17 protein-coding genes are annotated in these 17,847 nt (G+C 66.1%); 12 read left to right on the top strand and 5 right to left on the bottom strand.

From position 1 onward, the window contains the following. The first annotated feature begins 66 nt into the window (after positions 1–66). From ACN0WF_RS19445 to ACN0WF_RS19415, 7 genes are all read left to right on the top strand, one after another. Complete coding sequence (locus tag ACN0WF_RS19445; RefSeq protein ID WP_417774430.1) at positions 67–783, top strand: GntR family transcriptional regulator; 717 nt, start codon at positions 67–69, stop codon at positions 781–783. Further along, entirely contained in the window at positions 780–1,688 is a 909-nt protein-coding gene (locus tag ACN0WF_RS19440) for an alpha/beta hydrolase (RefSeq protein WP_417774429.1), read from the top strand. The genes ACN0WF_RS19445 and ACN0WF_RS19440 overlap by 4 nt, the downstream gene beginning before the upstream one ends. A 33-nt stretch (positions 1,689–1,721) precedes the next feature. Then, entirely contained in the window at positions 1,722–2,939 is a 1,218-nt protein-coding gene (locus ACN0WF_RS19435) for an ABC transporter substrate-binding protein (protein ID WP_417774428.1), read from the top strand. Positions 2,940–3,009: 70 nt separating this feature from the next. After that, positions 3,010–3,927, top strand: a complete 918-nt coding sequence (locus ACN0WF_RS19430) for a carbohydrate ABC transporter permease (RefSeq protein ID WP_417774427.1) — start codon at positions 3,010–3,012, stop codon at positions 3,925–3,927. After that, complete coding sequence (locus ACN0WF_RS19425; RefSeq protein ID WP_417774426.1) at positions 3,924–4,757, top strand: carbohydrate ABC transporter permease; 834 nt, start codon at positions 3,924–3,926, stop codon at positions 4,755–4,757. The genes ACN0WF_RS19430 and ACN0WF_RS19425 overlap by 4 nt, the downstream gene beginning before the upstream one ends. A gap of 20 nt (positions 4,758–4,777) precedes the next feature. Then, positions 4,778–5,665 (top strand): sugar phosphate isomerase/epimerase family protein, encoded by an 888-nt coding sequence (locus tag ACN0WF_RS19420; protein ID WP_417774425.1) that lies wholly within the window; start codon positions 4,778–4,780, stop codon positions 5,663–5,665. Then, positions 5,662–6,657 (top strand): Gfo/Idh/MocA family protein, encoded by a 996-nt coding sequence (locus tag ACN0WF_RS19415; protein WP_417774424.1) that lies wholly within the window; start codon positions 5,662–5,664, stop codon positions 6,655–6,657. Before ACN0WF_RS19420 ends, ACN0WF_RS19415 begins: the two co-directional genes overlap by 4 nt. 99 nt (positions 6,658–6,756) lie before the next feature. Here ACN0WF_RS19415 and ACN0WF_RS19410 read toward each other — a convergent pair whose 3' ends face one another. Then, complete coding sequence (locus ACN0WF_RS19410; RefSeq protein WP_417774423.1) at positions 6,757–7,233, bottom strand: GNAT family N-acetyltransferase; 477 nt, start codon at positions 7,231–7,233, stop codon at positions 6,757–6,759. A 208-nt stretch (positions 7,234–7,441) separates the two neighbouring features. Next, positions 7,442–7,870 carry a VOC family protein gene (locus tag ACN0WF_RS19405; protein WP_417774422.1) on the bottom strand — a complete coding sequence of 143 codons (429 nt, stop codon included), beginning with the start codon at positions 7,868–7,870 and terminating at the stop codon, positions 7,442–7,444. 103 nt (positions 7,871–7,973) lie between these two features. Between ACN0WF_RS19405 and ACN0WF_RS19400 the strand changes: the two genes are divergently transcribed. The 4 genes from ACN0WF_RS19400 to ACN0WF_RS19385 all read left to right on the top strand — a co-directional run bounded on the left by ACN0WF_RS19400 (position 7,974) and on the right by ACN0WF_RS19385 (position 14,298). Beyond that, entirely contained in the window at positions 7,974–8,843 is an 870-nt protein-coding gene (locus tag ACN0WF_RS19400) for a LysR family transcriptional regulator (RefSeq protein ID WP_417774421.1), read from the top strand. Between the two features lie 85 nt (positions 8,844–8,928). Further along, positions 8,929–9,597: an ImuA family protein gene (locus tag ACN0WF_RS19395; RefSeq protein WP_417774420.1), complete on the top strand. Its 669-nt coding sequence runs from the start codon at positions 8,929–8,931 to the stop codon at positions 9,595–9,597. Beyond that, a complete protein-coding gene (locus ACN0WF_RS19390; protein ID WP_417774419.1) occupies positions 9,512–10,990 on the top strand; it encodes a Y-family DNA polymerase in 1,479 nt (492 codons plus the stop codon). Before ACN0WF_RS19395 ends, ACN0WF_RS19390 begins: the two co-directional genes overlap by 86 nt. Beyond that, on the top strand, positions 10,987–14,298 hold the full coding sequence (locus ACN0WF_RS19385; protein WP_417774418.1) for an error-prone DNA polymerase: 3,312 nt from the start codon (positions 10,987–10,989) through the stop codon (positions 14,296–14,298). The genes ACN0WF_RS19390 and ACN0WF_RS19385 overlap by 4 nt, the downstream gene beginning before the upstream one ends. A gap of 206 nt (positions 14,299–14,504) precedes the next feature. On the opposite strand, the gene ACN0WF_RS19380 is transcribed toward ACN0WF_RS19385, so the two are convergent. Further along, entirely contained in the window at positions 14,505–14,894 is a 390-nt protein-coding gene (locus ACN0WF_RS19380) for a RidA family protein (protein WP_417774417.1), read from the bottom strand. A gap of 173 nt (positions 14,895–15,067) precedes the next feature. Between ACN0WF_RS19380 and ACN0WF_RS19375 the strand changes: the two genes are divergently transcribed. Beyond that, positions 15,068–15,661 carry a TetR/AcrR family transcriptional regulator gene (locus ACN0WF_RS19375; RefSeq protein ID WP_417774416.1) on the top strand — a complete coding sequence of 198 codons (594 nt, stop codon included), beginning with the start codon at positions 15,068–15,070 and terminating at the stop codon, positions 15,659–15,661. Positions 15,662–15,891: 230 nt separating this feature from the next. On the opposite strand, the gene ACN0WF_RS19370 is transcribed toward ACN0WF_RS19375, so the two are convergent. Together ACN0WF_RS19370 and ACN0WF_RS19365 are read right to left on the bottom strand one after the other, a co-directional pair. Beyond that, the gene (locus tag ACN0WF_RS19370; protein WP_417774415.1) at positions 15,892–16,989 is read right to left on the bottom strand and encodes an NAD(P)/FAD-dependent oxidoreductase; all 1,098 of its coding nucleotides are present in this window, start codon (positions 16,987–16,989) and stop codon (positions 15,892–15,894) included. A 640-nt stretch (positions 16,990–17,629) separates the two neighbouring features. Beyond that, positions 17,630–17,847, bottom strand: a 218-nt coding sequence (locus ACN0WF_RS19365; protein ID WP_417774414.1) for a hypothetical protein, incomplete at its 5' end; no start/stop codon positions are given.

Here is a 17,847-nt window from a genome sequence, read left to right as displayed (position 1 = left end):
CGCCCGGAATGCCGCGACGGGGAGCCAGCCGCCGCGGAATCCGGAAACGGGAGGATCGGAGGCCCCATGGCCGTGGAGAGTTTCACCAGCCCGTCCGTGACGGACCTCGTGCCGCGCCAGTCGAGCCGCCGCAGCCATGCCGTCTTCGTCGCGCTCCAGAAGGAGATCGTGCTCGGCGGGCTGCAGCCCGAACAGGCGCTCACCGAGATGGAACTCGCCCAGCGCTTCGGTTGCAGCCAGAGCACCGTGCGCGAGGCGCTGATGCAGCTTTCCGAGGAAGGTCTCGTCAAGCGCCTGCCCCACCGCGGAACGCTGGTCGCCCCCTGCCGCTCCGACGATGCCCGCGCCCTCATCGCGATCCGCCGCGAGGTCGAATGCGGCTATCTCGAGCGGGTTGTCGCCCATGTCGACGACACACTGCTCGGCGCGCTGCACGACGAGCTCAACGCCATGCGCAATGCCGCCCGCGACGGCGACGAATATCTGCTCTCCGTGCATGACCGCGCGTTCCACACGACGCTCTTTGCCGCCGCCGACCTGCCGCTGGTGGTGCCGATCCTGACGCGCTGCCTGATCCACAACCACCGCTACAAGATTCTCAACTCCCAGCCCAACCGGGCGCTCGAGGAGACTGCCGAGCGCCATGTGCCGGTGATCGACGCCCTGCGCACCCGGGACCTGGGCAGGCTGCGCGCCGTGCTTGGCCATCACATCTCGACCATCGTCGACTTCGGCCCCGACCTGACCGACGGGCCCGACGCAGCGGAAGGACAATGCGCATGACCGCTCCGAGCAAGACCATGCGTGCCGTGCTCGAGCGGCTCGCCGCCGAAGACCGGGGGCTTGGCGACCCGACATTGCTTTCCGCCCAGGCCGGCCGCGCGCTTGCCAATCTCGCGAACCTGCGATGGAACGAGGATCTGCCGCCGGTCGCGCAAAGCCGCACGCTGATGCACGCCGGCCTTCCCGCCCGCCTCGTGGTGCCGGAAAACGACGCCGGCACCGATACGATCCTGCACATCCACGGTGGTGGCTGGGCCTTCTGTTCCGCCGCAACCCATGAAGGCGCGGCCCGCCGGCTGGCGAACGCAACCGGCGCGCAGGTTCTTACCATCGAATACGGGCTCGCCCCGGAGCACCCCTATCCCCGCGGCCTCGACGACATCATGGCCGCGTGGCGCGTGCGCGACCGCGCGCGGCGCTGGTCTGTGGCCGGCGACAGCGCCGGCGCCAATCTGGCACTGGCGGCGATGCTGCGGCTTCACGCGGAAGGGGGCGAACTGCCCGCGCAGGCGCTTCTGTTCTATGGCGTCTACGGCGCGGATTTCACCACGCCCTCCTATGTGGAACTCGCCGACGGCCCGGGGCTCACCCGCGCGAAGATGCAGCGCTACTGGGACTGGTACGCGCCCGCAGCGTTTCGCGACCGCCCGACGGTCGCCCCGCTTGCCGCCGACGACGCGGCGCTTGCCGCGCTGCCACCGCTCTATCTCAACGCCGCCGCGCTCGATCCGCTGCGCTCGGACACGGAGATGCTTGCAGAGCGTCTGCGCGCGCTCGGTCGCGACGATCCCTTCGACCTGATCGGAGGCGTCGTCCACGGCTTCATGCAGATGGGGTCCGCCCTGCCGGAGGCGCGCGACGCCTTCGTGCGGGCCGGCACTGTTTTCAAGAAACGGGCCGCCTGAGGAGAGGCCCGCACAACAGGGAGGAACGACAGCATGAAATTTATGAGGACGCTGACCCTTGCAGCCAGCGCGCTGGCGCTGACCGCGAGCCTGGCCCAGGCCGACAGCACCGTGCGCTTCTGGTACCATTTCGACAATGCCGACAACCCGATGGACCAGCTTGTCGCCGAGTTCGAGAAGGCCAACCCCGGCATCAAGGTCGAGGCGGAAAACATCCCCTGGAACAGCTACTACGACAATCTCTACACCGCGATTGTCGGCGGCAGCGCGCCGGACGCGGCCATGGTCAAGATGTTCGCCCAGCCGCGCCTGGTGGAAATGGGCGCACTTGAGCCGATCGGCGAGCGCATCGACGCCTGGGAGGGCAAGGCAGGTCTCGAGGACAACCTCCTCAACCTGACGCGCGCCGCCGACGGCAAGACCTACTATCTGCCGGTCCAATACGTGGTGCTCTATCTCTACTACCGTCAGGACATGCTCAAGGAACTGGGTCTTGAGGTGCCGAAGACCTGCGACGAGTTCCGCGATGTCGCCAAGGCGCTCACCCGCGACACGAATGGCGACGGCAAGACCGACGTCTACGGCTTCGGATTCCGTGGCGGCAAGGGCGGCCACGACCATTGGGCAAGCCTCACGCTCAGCCGCGAGGGCGTCAGCCTGGAGAACGGCCTGACATCGCAAGCCGGCGTCGCCGGCACCCAGTATGTGGTCGACCTGTTCCGCAAGGACGGGGTCTTCCCGCCCTCTGCCCCCAACGACGGCTTCCAGGAAATCCTCGGCGCCTTCAAGGCCGGCAAGACGGCAATGACGATCCATCACATCGGTTCGGCCAACGGCATCGCCGAAGTGCTTGGCGACAAGGTTTCCGCCGCACCCGTGCCGGAATGCGGCGGCGGACGCTGGACGTCCTTCGGCGATGAGAGCACCGCCGTGCTCTCCTCCGCCGAGGACAAGGACGCGGCCTGGAAGTGGATCTCCTTCCTGTCCTCGCCCGGCAACAACGCCCGCTTCAACGAGGCGACGGGGCAGCTTCCGGTGGTGAAGTCCGACGCGGAGAGCTGGTCGCTGCACCCCAAGCGCTTCGTCAAGGCGACAGTGGAGTCGCTGCCCTTTGCCCACCTGCTGCCGAATGTCTCGCAGACCGCCGACTTCGTGAACACCGTCTGGCCGGTGAACATGCAGCGCGCGCTGACCGGCGAGATCACGGCCGCCGAGATGAACCAGGCAATCGCCGATCTCTACGCCAGGTGATCGCACGCCTTGCGGACGGGGCGCGCCCGCGCGTTCCGTCCCCTCCCCCCTTTTTCCGAACGGCCCCGAGATGACCGATACCACCGCCCCTGACGCCGACGCGCCCGGACGGCCGCTGGCCCGCCGTGTGCTCCCCTATGCCATGCTCTCGCCGGCGGTGCTGGTGACGCTCGCCATCGTCTTCTTTCCGATGCTGCAGACGGCGTGGATGAGCCTGCACGAATATGTTCTGTTTCGACCGAAGAACTTCGACTTCATCGGTCTGGACAACTTCCGCAAGGCGCTCGGCGACGAAGTGTTCTGGATCTCGCTGCGCCACACGGCGCTGTGGATCGGGATCACCATTCCCGCCCAGGTCCTGCTTGGGCTGGCAACCGCGCTGCTCCTCAATCAGGACTTCCCGTGGCGTCCTGTGGCGCGCGCGCTGATCATCATTCCCTGGGCGCTGCCCTCCGTCGTCATCGCTCTGATGTGGGTGTGGATCTACGACAGCAACTACGGGCTTATGAACGACTTCCTGCTGCGCCTCGGGTTGATCGAGCAGGCCATGCCCTGGCTTGCCGATCCGGACACGGCGCTTGGCGCCGTCATCCTGACGCTGACCTGGCAGGGCTTTCCGTTCTTCGCGGTGATGATCCTTGCCGGCCTGCAGTCGATCCCCAGGAGCTACTACGAGGCCGCCTCCATCGACGGAGCCAGCACCTGGCGCCAGTTCTGGCACATCACCCTGCCGGGCATCTCCGGCGTGCTGGTGACGGCGGTTCTGCTGCGCATGATCTGGGTCGCCAACTCCTTCGACGTGATCTTCGTCATGACCGGCGGCGGTCCGGGCTACAGCACCTACACGCTGCCGCTCTACGCATTCCTGAAGTCGCGCACCAACCTCGACTTCGGTTACGGCTCGGCGCTCGCCGTGCTCTTCACCCTGCTCCTCATGGTGGTGGTGCTGGTCTATCTGCGCCGCACCGGAAAGGCGGTCAGCCGATGAGCCTGCACAGACGCCCTCTCTGGCGGCGGATCCTCGTCGTCGACCTGCCGATGCTGGCGATCCTCGCCTTCACTCTCGGCCCCTACCTGTGGATGTTCCTGACCTCGGTCACGGCGGAATCGAAGCTCTTCACGCAAGGGCCCTCGATCATCGGCGCGACGGTCGAGAACTACACGAGGCTGTTTCGCACAGTCGGCTTCGGCCGCAACCTGCTCGACAGCCTGATCGTCGCCAGCGGCACCGTCGTCGTCGGCCTGTCGCTGTCGATCACCGCCGCCTATTCGTTCTCGCGCTTCGAGTTCAAGGCCAAGCGCATCCTGATGCTGCAGTTCCTGCTCATCAACATGTTCCCGCTGGTGCTCCTGATCCTGCCGCTGTTCGTGCTGATGCGCGTGCTCGGCCTGCTCGACACCCATGCCGCCCTCATCATCGCCAACTCGACCATCGCCATCCCCTTCTCGATCTGGATGATGGTGAGCTACATGAACGGCATCCCGCGCTCGCTCGACGAGGCGGCCATGACCGACGGCTGCTCCCGTCTCGGCGCGCTGCGCCGGGTGGTGCTGCCGCTCTGCCTGCCCGGCATCATCGCGACAGGCATCTACATCTTCATCACCTCCTGGAACGAGTACCTCTACGCCCTGACGCTCGGCGGCCGGAACGTCCGCACGATCACCGTCGCGGTGCAGACGCTCATCGGCGAATACGAGGTCCAGTGGGGCCTGCTGACCGCCGGCGGCATCGTCGGCGCCATGCCCGCGACCGTGCTCTTCCTGCTTGTCCAGAAACGCCTGATCTCCGGCCTCACCCAGGGCGCGGTGAAGGGCTGACTTTCGAAAGGACCCCTCCCTTGAAGAATCCCATCGGCATCATCTCCATGCAGTTCACCCGGCCCTTCACCGGCGCCGACCTGCACTGTTTCGCCAAGGCCGCCGACCTCGGCTTCGACTTCGTCGAACTGCTGGTGCCCGAGCCCGAGGACGACATCGACCTCGCCGAGACACGCCGTGCCGCCGAGGACGCGGGCCTGTTCCTGGTGCTCGCCGCCCGCGTGTCGCCGACCCGCTCCATCGCTTCAGACGACCCCGCCAACCGCCAGGGCGGCCTCGACTATCTCAAGCGCTCCGTCGAGGTCGCCGATACGCTCGGCGCCCGGATCGTCGGCGGCCCGCTCTATGGCGAGCCGATGGTCTTCGCCGGCAGGCCTCCCGTTCCGCGCACCGACGAGGATATCGCCCAGCGCGCCGAGCGCACCGTCGCCGGGCTGAAGGAGGCCGCCGCCTTCGCCCGCTCCGCCGGCAAGGTCCTCGCGCTCGAGGCGCTCAACCGCTTCGAGACCGACGTCGTCTCGACGACGCGCCAGGCTGTCGAGGTCGCCGATCGCGTCGACGACGCCGGCCTCGGCGTCATGCTCGACACCTTCCACATGAACATGGAAGACCGCTCGATCCCGGACGCCATCCGTCTCGCGGGAAGCCGCATCGTCCACTTCCAGGCGAACGAGAACCACCGCGGCCACCCGGGGACCGGGCACCTCGACTGGCCGGCGATCATGCGCGCGCTGGCCCAGGTCGGCTACCAGGGGCCAATCTCGCTCGAGCCGTTCCGCCGCAACGACGACCGCGTCGCCCTTCCCATTGCCCATTGGCGCGCGCCGCGCGAGGACGAGAGCGACAAGCTGCGCGCCGGACTTGGCGTTATTCGCAACGCGCTTGCTCTTGCGGAGGTCGACCAATGATCAACATCGGCTGGATCGGCTGCGGCCGTCACGCGCGCCAGATGCTGCTGCCGCAACTCGGACGCAACGGCTTCCGCATCACGGCGCTTTGCGACCGCGATGGTGCCGCGCTGTCGCAGACGGCGGCGAACTATGGCGTCACCGCGCTCTACGACGACTTCCGCGATCTCGTCGCCCACCCCGGGCTCGACGCCATCGGCATGGCGGTCGGCCCGGATCTGCACCGCCTCGCCTCCATCGCTGCGTTGGAAAAGGGCCTGCCCGTCTTCATGGAAAAGCCGCCGGCAGCCGATGCCGCCGGCGCGCGCGAGGTGGCGGCGGCATCGCAAAAGGCCGGCAAGCCGGTCATCGTCGGGTTCATGAAGCGTTATTCGACCGGCAACAAGATCGCCCGCAACGTTCTCGACGGCGGCGACTTCGGCAAGGTGCTCGGCATCACCGGCAGCTACATGACCGCGCCGACCTACTTCGAGGGAGAGCCGGATTACACCGGCTTCTTCCTGCACCATTGCGTCCACTACATGGACCTGATCCCCTGGTTCGCCGGCGAGGACTTCGGAGACATGCTGGTCAGAAGCGCAAGCCCGGCGCCTGGAAAGCTGCTGCTTCACGTCAACTTCACCACGCAGGGCGGCACCCTCGGCAATGTGGTGATGGGCACCGTCCAGTCGCGCGGCACGCCGATGGAAGAGATCCGCATCATGGGCGACCACGCGCGTCTCGAGGTCGACAACATCATCAACGTCAGCCTCTACCGCGATCCGCCGTTCAAGGCTGATGATCCGCGGGCAACGCTCGACCCCGCCTGTGACACGCTCTCCTGGACGCCGAACTTCACCGCCGCCGCCAACGAGGATCACAAGGGCTACGCCGGCCTTCTGGCCGATGCCGCCGCGGCCCTGCGCGGCGAGGTGAACGGCGTCCCCGACATCTCCGACGGCGTTCGCGCCATGGAGCGCCTCGAGCGCATGATCGCCCAGATCCGCGCCTGATCCCGTCCCGGCCGCAAAGCCGGCATGCAGGACCTGACAGAAAAGGCCCGCGCATCCAGGATGCGCGGGCCTTTTTCTCGAGATAACGGATGTCGGCGCTCAAAGGGCGAGCTTGAAGCCCGTATGCGAGGCCACGAAGCCCAGCCGCTCGTAGAAGCGATGCGCATCCTCGCGGGTGACATCGGAGGTGAGCTGGACGAGCGCGCAACCGCGCTCGCGGCAACTGCGGATGGCCCAGTCGATCATCGCCGCGCCGACCCCCTCCCCGCGCAGTTGGCCCGAGACCCGCACAGCCTCGATCTGGCCGCGCCAGGCACCCTTGCGCGCCAGCCCGGGCAGGAAGCTGAGCTGGAACGTGCCGACAACCTCCCCCGCCTTCTCGACCACCGCGAGAATGTGGTTCGGATCGCCGTCCATGGCCTCGAAGGCTTGCACATAGCAGTCCGCCGGCGGATGGCCGATCTCCTCGCGCGCAGCCCCCAGCGGATCATCGGCAAGAAGCCCCAGCAACGCGGGAAGATCCTCCCTGCGCGCGGGGCGAACAAGAACCCCGGGGCGGATTTCGGTCTCGGGCAAGGTCTGTCTCCTGTGAACGGATCCGCTCCGGGCACAGCCCGGAGCAATCTGGCACTGCGACGCCCGAGATCGTCGATGAGGACGCCCGGAGGCCCGCGCCTGTGGTTGATCGCAAGGCGGCCCCGGGTGCACTCGGACGGGCGTCGTGACGGAAGATCTCTCCGGGCGCGGTCGCCGCCTGCCGAGAACAGGCCACCATCGCAACGGCCTATTTGGCGAAGAGCTGGCCGAGATCCTTGAAGGCCTTGAGCTCGACCGCATTGCCGGCCGGGTCGTGGAAGAACATCGTGGCCTGCTCGCCCGGCTCGCCCTTGAAGCGGACATAGGGTTCGATCACGAACTTCACGCCCGCCGCCCTCAGACGATCGGCGGTTTCCTGCCAGTCTTCCATGGTCATCACCAGGCCGAAATGACGCACCGGGACGCCATGGCCGTCAACGGCGTTGGTCGCCGCCTTGCCGCATTCGCCAGGCGCCAGATGTGCCACGATCTGGTGGCCGTGAAAGTCGAAGTCGACCCAGTCGGGCGAACTGCGGCCCTCGCCGCAGCCCAGAAGCCCCTTGTAGAAGCTGCGCGCGGCGTCAAGATCGTCGACGGGGAAGGCAAGATGAAAGGGGCGAAGGGGCCGGTCGGTCATGGAACCTCTCTTGGGAGTGTGACAGGCGGGATATACCGCTAACCGACGCACACGAAAAACTATATATTCTTGGTCTAGGTCCAACGAAAAATTATCAAAGACAATGATCACCGAACTCAGGACGCTTGTCGCGGTTGCGCGTTTCGGAACCTTCGCCGCGGCGGGCAAGCGGATCGGGCTGACACAGGCAGCCGTGAGCGGCCAGATGAAGCGTCTCGAGGAAAAACTCGGTACGGAGCTGTTCGACAGGACCGGCCGCTCGGCCACGCTCAACCAGACCGGCCGCAACGTCCTGCTGAAAGCAGGAGAGGTTCTCGGCCTGGTCGACAGGCTGGCCGAACCGCAGGACCGATCCGCGCATTCGGGCCACCTGAGGATCGGGGCCATTTCGTCGGTCCAGCCGACATTGCTCAAGCGCGCGCTCGGGCCGTTCCACGCGGCGTTTCCCGGCTTCTACGTGCAGATCCTTCCCGGAACCTCAATGGAGCTCATGGATCGGCTCGATTCCGGAGAGCTGGACCTTGCCGTCGTCATCGAGCCGAGCTTCGGCCTGCCGCAGGAGCTCGCCTGGCACCCACTGACGCGCGAACGCTTCGTGCTCGCCGTCCCGAAGACGGTTGCGCCGGCGAACTGGCGCAGGATCCTGCAAGACCACCCGCTGCTTCGCTACAACCGGCATTCGTTTGGCGGGCGCCAGGTCCAGCGCTTTCTCGAACAGCAGGGCATTCCCGTCCGGGACTGGGTGGAGGTCGACGACATCCCGGCGCTGCTGGCCATGGTCGCCGATGGTCTCGGCGTCGCCGTCCTGCCCCGGGCCGAAGCCTATGAGGAGCACTTCCTGAACGTGCGCGTGCTCGAGCTGGAGGAAGACGCCTTCTTCAGGGAGGTCGGCGTCCTTTGCCCGCGGGACCCCGACGCCCCGATCGCGCGCTTCATCGCCGAATGCCGCATCGCGTCGGCGCCGCTCGGCTGACATGCGCGCGCCGTGCTGCCAGACGGGGAGGTGTTCGCCGACGCCCGGATGCTCTAGACTGCAAAATGCGAACATCCGAGAACGGGTGCTGTCGCCGACTGAGCGCGAACAGCGGCAGTTTCCCCTTCCCAAGACTGTCGACAAGACGCAGGGCATTTCAGGTTTCAGTCTCATGCAGTCCGATCTCTTTTCCTGCTTCCCGTTGCGCAAGGCTCGCGTGCACGAGGTGTACGGTCCCGGTGCGCTCGGCTTCGCCGCCATCTCCGCCGCCCAGGCGCAGTCCGATGTGTTCTGGGTGCGCGAGGCATGGCAGCCGGAGACGATCAACCCGGTTGGACTGAGCGCCTTCTTCGATCCCTCGCGGCTGCTGGTCGGGCAGACCAGGGATCAGGTCGAGGGCCTCGCCGTCATGGAAGAGGCGTTGCGCGACGGATCCCTGCCGCTCGTGGTGATCGAGCTGAGCCAGCCGCTCGACCTCACCGCCGGGCGGCGCCTGCAGCTCGCCGCGAAGGCTGGCAATGCCACCGGACTGTGCCTCATCCCCGAGGGGATGGGCAGCAACACCGCCGAAACCAGATGGCGCTGTGCTCCGGTTTTCGACCCGCACGACTCGACTCTGCAGAGCTGGGAGCTTATCAAGAACAAATCAGGAACATTGGGAACCTGGCATGTTCGATGGAATACGGCGTCGCGTCGTCTGCGTGTGGTTTCCCCGGCTGGCGAGCGACCGGGTTCTGCGGGCGCATCCGATTGATGGCCCGTTCGCCCTCACCTTGCAGGAAAAAAATGCCAACCGACTGTATTGCCTGAACATTCAGGCCGAGCGGCAAGGGCTGCACAGGGGCATGCCCTATTCCGATGCACGGGCTTTCTGCCCCACATTGCACAGCCGCCCTGCCGACCTGGACGCGGACCGGAAGTTCCTGCATGTGCTGCGCCGCTGGGCCACCCGCTATTGTCCCTGGGTTGGCCTGGAGGGAGAGGACGGGCTGGTTCTGGATATCACCGGAGCGGCTCATCTGTTTGCCGGTGAAGCCCCGATGCTGGCCGACATGCGCCGGCGGCTGGCCCGCGCGGGCCTCGCGGCCCGGATCGGGCTGGCCGACACGCGCGGCGCGGCCTGGGCATTGGCGCATCACGGGGAAGGCCAGGCCGAGGCGGGACGCCCGCTCGACGCACTGGCGGGTCTGCCGGTCGCCGCGCTGCGGCTGGACGACAAGACCGTCACCGCACTGCAAAGGCTGGGTTTGCGCAGCATCGGCGACCTGGAGCGCGTCGCCCGTGCGCCGCTTGCCCGCCGCTTCGGGCCAGGCCTCCTGGTGCGGCTGGATCAAGCCCTCGGCCGCCAGTCCGAGCAGATCAGCCCGCTGGCGGAGCCCCCCCATTACGGCGTACGGATGACCCTGCCCGAGCCCATCGGCCTGCAGGACGATGTGCTCGCCGGGACAGCCCGCCTGCTCGACCGGCTTTGCCTCAGACTGAAAGCGCAAGAGGTCGGGGCGCGGGTGTTGTGCCTGACCCTGCGCCGGGTCGATCAGGAGGCCCGGACGGTGGAACTGCGTCTTGCACGCCCCTTGCACGATCCGCATCGCATCCTGCCGCTGTTCCGGCGCGGCGTCACGGATGTGGAAGCCGGGTTCGGCATCGACCAGATTCGACTGGAAGCAACACGGGTCGAGCCCCTCCCGGTGGAACAGCTCAGCCATGTCGCCTCTCGCGGCAAGGACCGGGTGGACGACCTCATCAGCCGCCTCGGCACCCGGATCGGACTGGAGAACATCCAGCGGTTCCTGCCCGCAGACAGCCATATTCCGGAACGCGGCTTCCTGATCGCGCCCGCCGCCTGTTCGGATCCCGACGGGGCATGGTGCAGCCCGCGTCCGCGCCCGTTGCGCCTGTTTCCGCCCGAACCGATCGATGGTGAGGGTCCCCGCCCACCGGAACGATTCCGCTGGCGGCGGATGTCTCTTTGCACCACCCGCGCCACCGGGCCGGAACGCATCGCCCCGGAATGGTGGCTGGAGGATGCCGGCTGGCGTTCCGGTGTTCGCGATTACTGGCAGGCGGAAACGCGGCAGGGACGGCGGCTCTGGCTGTTCTATACGCCACAGAACCCGGGCTGGTTCGTGCAGGGTGAGTTCGCATGACCGGGGCCCCTCGCGCCAGCCGGCCGGACGACGCCCCGGCGCCGGGCGGGCCGGAGGGATACGCGGAGCTGTGCGTCACGACCAACTTCACCTTTCTCACCGGAGCCTCACACCCGGAGGAAATGGTGACCCGCGCCGCCGAGTTGCGACTTTCGGCAATCGCCATCACCGACCGCAATTCGCTGGCCGGTGTGGTGCGGGCCTATTCGGCGCTGAAGGAGTTGCAGCGCGAGGCGGAGGAGGCCATCCACGACGGCCCGCTGCACGGGCGCGCCGTGTCCCTGCCGAAGCTGATTACCGGTTGTCGGCTGGTCCTGCGCGACAGCGGTGTGGACTGGATCGCCCTGCCCCGGGACCGCGAGGCCTATCGCCGTCTGGCACGCCTGCTGACACTGGGCAAGCGGCGGGCCGAGAAAGGGGGCTGCCACCTCGACATGCAGGACGTGCTCGAGGGCTGTGCCGGCATGATCCTGATCGCCTTGCCGCAGGAAGGCCTGCCAGAGGCAACGGCGCACATCCAGCGCCTGCGCCGGCGCTTTCCCGGCCATGTTTTTGTGGGGGCCGCACCACGATACGACGGCTCCGACCGGGCCTATCTGGACGCCTGCGCCCGGCTCGCGCAGGAAACCTCAGCCCCCATGGTCGCGCTCGGCGATGTGCTGATGCACCGGGCCTCACGCCGTCAGCTTGCCGATGTGCTGACCTGCATGCGCGAGCATATCACCATCGATGCGATCGGCACCCGCGCCCTGCCCAACGCGGAACGCCGCCTGAAGGGGTACGACGACATGGCGCGGCTGTTCCAGGACCATCCCGCCGCCGTGCGCCGCACGCAGGAGATCGCGGCACGCTGCAGCTTCTCACTGAAGGAACTCAGCTACGAATATCCGGACGAGATTTCCGAAGGCGAGGCCCCGCAGGCACGGCTGGAGCGCCTGACAAAGGAGGGGCTGACGCGCCGCTACCCGAACGGCGCCTCGCAGCGGGTCCATGCGTTGATGGAGAAGGAATTGAAACTCGTCGGCGAGCTCGGCTTTTCCGCCTACTTCCTGACCGTCCATGACATCGTCAGCCATGCCCGCTCTGTCGGCATTCTCTGCCAGGGGCGCGGCTCGGCCGCCAATTCCATCCTTTGCTACCTGCTGGGCATCACCGACGTGTCCCCGGACCAGATCGCCATGGTCTTCGAGCGGTTCATCTCGAAATACCGGGGCGAACCGCCGGACATCGACGTGGATTTCGAGCATGAGCGGCGCGAGGAGGTCATCCAGTGGATCTACAGCAAGTACGGTCGTCACCGCGCCGGATTGTGCGCGACCGTGATCCACTTCCGTTCGCGCGCGGCAATCCGCGAGGTGGGCAAGGTGATGGGGCTCAGCCAGGATGTCACCGCCAGCCTTTCGGGCCAGATCTGGGGCATGTCGAACGGTGGCGCGAACCCGGAGAGGATCAGGGAACTTGGCCTTGACCCGACGGACCGCCGTTTGTCCCAGACCATCCGCCTGATCGGCGAGATCATCGGCTTTCCCCGTCACCTGTCGCAGCATGTCGGCGGCTTCGTCATCACCAAGGGACGGCTGGACGAGCTCTGCCCCATCGAGAACGCGGCGATGGAGGACCGTACGCTGATCGAGTGGGACAAGGACGACATCGACACGCTCGGCATCCTGAAGGTCGACGTGCTGGGCCTGGGGATGCTGACGTGCATCCGCAAGGCATTCGACCTGCTGGAACGGCACAGGGGGGAGCGGCTGGAGATCGCCACGGTGCCGCAGGAGGACGGACCAACCTACGCCATGCTGCAAAAAGCCGATGCCGTCGGCGTGTTCCAGGTCGAAAGCCGGGCGCAGATGAATTTTCTGCCCCGGATGCTTCCGAAGACCTTCTACGATCTGGTGATCGAGGTCGCCATCGTCCGTCCCGGCCCGATCCAGGGCGGCATGGTCAAGCCCTACATCCGGCGCCGGCAGGGGCTGGAGAAGGCAGAGCCCTTTGGCCCCGCGCTGGAGGCGGTCACACACCGCACCCTCGGCGTCCCCCTCTTCCAGGAACAGGCCATGCAGATCGCCGTGGTCGGCGCGGGCTTCACCGCCGAGGAGGCCGACCACCTGCGCCGCTCGCTCGCCTCCTTCCGGCGAATGGGGACGATCGGTTCGTTCAAGGACAAGTTCATCGCCGGCATGCTGAAGAACGGCTACGACATGGAGGTGGCCGAGCGCTGTTTCGGCCAGATCGAGGGGTTCGCCGACTATGGCTTCCCCGAGAGCCACGCCGCCGCCTTTGCCATGCTTGCCTACGTCTCGGCCTGGCTGAAATGCCACCACCCGGCGATCTTCGCCTGTGCGCTCCTGAACGCGCAGCCCATGGGCTTCTACGCCCCCGCCCAGATTGTCCGCGATGCCCGCGCGCATCGGGTCGAGGTGCGCCCGGTCTGCGTGAACGCCAGCGACTGGGACAACACGCTGGAGCGCCGGGCGGACGGAGCGCTGGCCCTCAGGCTGGGCTTTCGCCAGATCAAGGGCTTCAAGGACGAGGAGGCCGGCTGGATCGTGGCGGCGCGCGGCAATGGCTACCGCGACCCGGAGGCCGTCTGGCTGCGCGCCGGCGTTGCGCCGGCGGTGCTGGAGCGACTGGCCGAGGCGGACGCATTCTCGGACATGGGTCTCACCCGGCGCGACGCGCTCTGGCAGGTGAAGGCGATCCGGGGACAGGTGCCGCTGCCGCTTTTCAACGATCCAATCGACGGCGAAAGCATCCGCGAGCCGGATACGGACCTCAAGCCCATGCGTCTGGGCGAGGAAGTGGTGGAGGATTACGTCTCCATGCGCCTGACATTGCGGGCCCATCCAATGGAGCTGCTGCGCCCCTCGATCCCCGGCCTGACGCCGCATGACAAGCTGGCATGCGCGCCGCTCAAACGCACCAGCGTCTGCGGCCTGGTCATCACGCGCCAGAGACCCGGCACCGCTTCCGGCGTGATCTTCCTGACGCTGGAGGATGAAACCGACGTCTCCAATGTGGTGGTCTGGCCCAAGGTCTACGACCGCTTCCGCCGCATCGTCATGGGCGGCCGGCTGCTGCGGGTCACCGGCTATCTTCAGCGCGAGGGCATCGTCGTCCACCTGATCGCACAGCACATCGAGGATCTCTCCCACCGCCTGGCCGACCTGGGTCATCCGATGGACGCGGTCATCGGCATAACGCAGCCCCAGGCCGACGACGCTCCGCGCCGCCGCGGCCAGCCAGCCCGGGCCATGCACCCCCGCGAACAGGCCAAGCGCCTGTTCCCGAGCCGTGACTTTCATTGAGGACGTGCGGCGCACGGACAGCACCCGCGATGGCGGCACCGCAGGGTATGGCGGTGGACACCCCCGCAACGCTTGCGATCAGGGCTTCATGCCAGCGGGCAGCATGCAGGCGACATCCCGCACGGCCCCCCTCCCCCGAAAGCCAACGGACAACGACGGTCGAAGCGGCCCAAGCCGGGCCGCTTCGACGAAGCAGGCCTCTGCTTTTACGGAATGCGGGCGATGACCTTGATTTCGAAATCGAAACCGGCGAGCCAGGTCGAGCCGATTGCCGTCCAGTTGGGATAGGGCTGGTCAGTGAAAACCCGATCCTTGGCGGCCATGAACGCCGGAAACTGGGTCTCCGGATCCGTATGGAACGTGGTCACATCAACGATATCGTCGAAGGTGCAGCCGGCAGCCTCAAGCGTCGCCTTGAGATTCTCGAAAGCCAGTTCGACCTGACGCCCGAAATCGGGCTCGGGCGTGCCGTCGGCACGGCTGCCGACCTGCCCGGAGACGAAGAGAAGATCGCCGGAGCGGATCGCGGCCGAATAGCCGTGCTTCTCGTAAAGTGCATGCCTGCCGGCAGGAAAAATAGCGTCGCGTTGCGTCATTTCTGGAGCTCTCTTCATCATTGTCGGATGGCACGAGACGCGCGTGGAGCAAGGCCCCTGGGGCTTCACACGCCACCACGCCGCCTGATATACGCCATGTATGCGAGATAACTCACATACGCGATGTATGTCAATTGACATACATCGCGTATATTGAAATAGGGGTAAGTGCGATGGCCAGACGCCGCGCCGAAACGATGGAAGAGAACCGGGAAAAGCTGATCGCCGCGGCGCGAAAGGCGTTCGCCGGGAAAGGATATGCCGCCGCTTCGATGGACGAGCTGACGGCCGAGGTCGGGCTGACGCGGGGCGCGCTCTACCACAACTTCGGAGACAAGCGCGGGCTGCTGGCGGCCGTCGTCAACCGGATCGACGCGGAAATGGCATCGCGGGCCCAGGAGATCGGCGGTCTGGCGGGAGACGGCTGGGAGGGGCTTCTGGCTGTAGGGGCAGCCTACATCGAGATGGCGCTCGATCCCGAAGTGCAGCGTGTCGTTCTGCTCGACGGACCGGCGTTCCTTGGGGATCCGCTGCAATGGCCCAGCCAGAACAACTGCCTGCAGACGACAAGACAGACACTCGAGCGACTGATCCGGGAGGGAATCGTGAAGCCGGTGGACGCGGAAGTCGCCGCCCGACTTCTGAATGGCGCCGCCCTCAACGCCTCTCTCTGGATCGCCGCAAGCGACGATCCGCAGCATGCCCTGCCGAAAGCCGTCGAGACCTTTCGCTGCCTGGCCGCGGGCCTGCTCGTGACGCCACGCTGATCCCCGTCCGCAGCCGCAGCGCCCCCCCCACGGCTCGGTTGACTGGCCCCGACCGAATATGCCGACACCTTGAACCCGAAACGGGATCTGCCGCTCCGCTCGCTCGCGAGCTCCGCGTCAGACCCCGTCAATAGCCCTTGCTGCGTGGAGGCTCACAGGCAACGTCCGAGCTCATGGCTGCCGTACGGCAAATTGTTACCGGGAATGTCGTATGTCTCCCCGCAATGCCATCAGGCGCGTTCGAGTGCGTTTGCCGTTTCTCGCGCCAGGGAAAGACAGGCGGTCAAGCCCGGCGACTCGATCCCGAACAGCGCAACGAGACCGCGATGGCCGTGAGTAGCCGGTCCGTCGATGCGAAAATCCGTCGCCGGCTCGCCCGGTCCCGAGATCTTGGGGCGGATGCCGGAATAATCGGGGGACAGGCTGTCGTCCGCAAGATCGGGCCAATAGCGCCTGATTTCCTCGTAGAACCTGTCGGCGCGGCCGGGATCGACCGTGTAGTCGAGCGCATCGATCCATTCCACATCCGGACCGAACCGGGCCTGTCCGGCGAGATCGAGCGTCAGATGCACGCCCAGCCCGCCAGATTCCGGCACGGGGTAGATCAGGCGGGAGAACGGCGCCCCTCCGGTTACGGAGAAATAGCAGCCGCGGGCATAGTAGGTGCGCGGGACACCGTAGCCGGGGACCGATGCAAGCAGCGCGGCAGCACCATGTCCCGCCGCGACAATCAGGTTGCTGCAGGTGATCGGATAAGCCTCGTCCACCCCGGTTTGCAAACGGTATTCGCCAGAAAGCTGCTCGACGCGGCGGACCGGAGTGCGCAAAACGACCTGGCCGCCGGCCGACTCGATATCGCCCTGAAGCGCCAGCATGAGCGCATGGCTGTCGACGATACCGGTCGAGGGTGACAGCAAAGCCGCCTCGCAGGCCAGATGCGGTTCGAGCGCCAGGGCCTCTTCGTGCGAAAGCAACTCGAGATCCCCGACCCCGTTCGCGGCGGCACGTTCGCGGATGGATTTCAAGGTGTCGACTTGCGCCGGTGTGGTCGCCACAATCAGCTTGCCGAGATTGCTGCAGGGCACGTTGCGGGCGCGGCAATAGTCGTAGAGAAGCCACTTTCCTTCCACGCAGGCCCGCGCCTTGAGGCTGTTCTGCGGGTAATAGATCCCTGCGTGGATGACTTCGCTGTTTCTTGCGCTGGTTTCGGAGCCGATCAGGTCATGCTGTTCGAGCACCATGACCTCTTGACCGCGCTGAGCCAATTCCCGCGCGATCGCGAGTCCCACCACTCCCGCCCCGACTACGACCGTCTCAATATCTGCCACCGGTTGCCCACCACTCCCTGTGTCTTCCGTCCGAAGCTTCAATACCACCGCTGAGGAGCGCCCCGGCACCACAAGGGCGGAAGGTAGGCTTCAGGGCAGGCAATGCGCAAGAAGGCCGTCTCTACGGCCGATACGGAAGCGCCAGTTCAGAACGGCGAGCCCGACTCTGGCACAATCTGTCGGCATTGTTTTGCCTGCAGTCGCCGGCCCCTTGGGGAAATCGACCCAAGTGCGCATGCGCCACCACACAATGAAGAAGGCGTCGTTCTCAACCAAACACCCGCATCACGTCAACCAATTGCTCCACCAACACTCGGTCGTCACATGATGAGCGCTTCGAAGAATCACATATCAATCATCGAAGCGGCGAGCGAGGAACCTCTGGAGCTATGGAAACCTGTCGCGGCTGACCATCGGCCCTGCCGACGTTCTCTCGGCCTTCTTGTCGTCGCCCGGAGGGTTCCTGTCAGGGCGCAATTCGCCGCAGGAACCTACCTCGGCTCGAAAGCAGCAGCACCTGTTTGGCGGCCATCACTGCCGGCAAACTGGGCTCCGGTGGGGCATTGCCACACCGCCCAACGTATTGTCTGCCACGACCCTCTTTAGCCGGCGCTCTAAATTCGCTTTTGTTTTTCAGGGGCTAGTGGCGGACCTTCTGGGAGAAAGTCCGAACCTTCTGGATGATCTTTTCAAAGAGTTGGAGAATTGGGAAACGATTTTGAATTCGTTGCCTGAATTCAATGTGGACGAAATTTCCGACAATGATGATCCGCCCGCCATAAGTGGTCTGCCCCCAGAAAAGTGGTCCTTCTTGAAGTAGGCTTTCGAGCCAGATGGAGGACGAACGAATGGGACAGA

The sequence above is a fragment of the Stappia sp. genome (assembly GCF_048268045.1).
In the GTDB taxonomy this organism is placed as follows: domain Bacteria; phylum Pseudomonadota; class Alphaproteobacteria; order Rhizobiales; family Stappiaceae; genus Stappia.
Note: the sequence above shows the minus strand (reverse complement) of the source record. Positions and strands in the feature narration are given on the sequence as shown.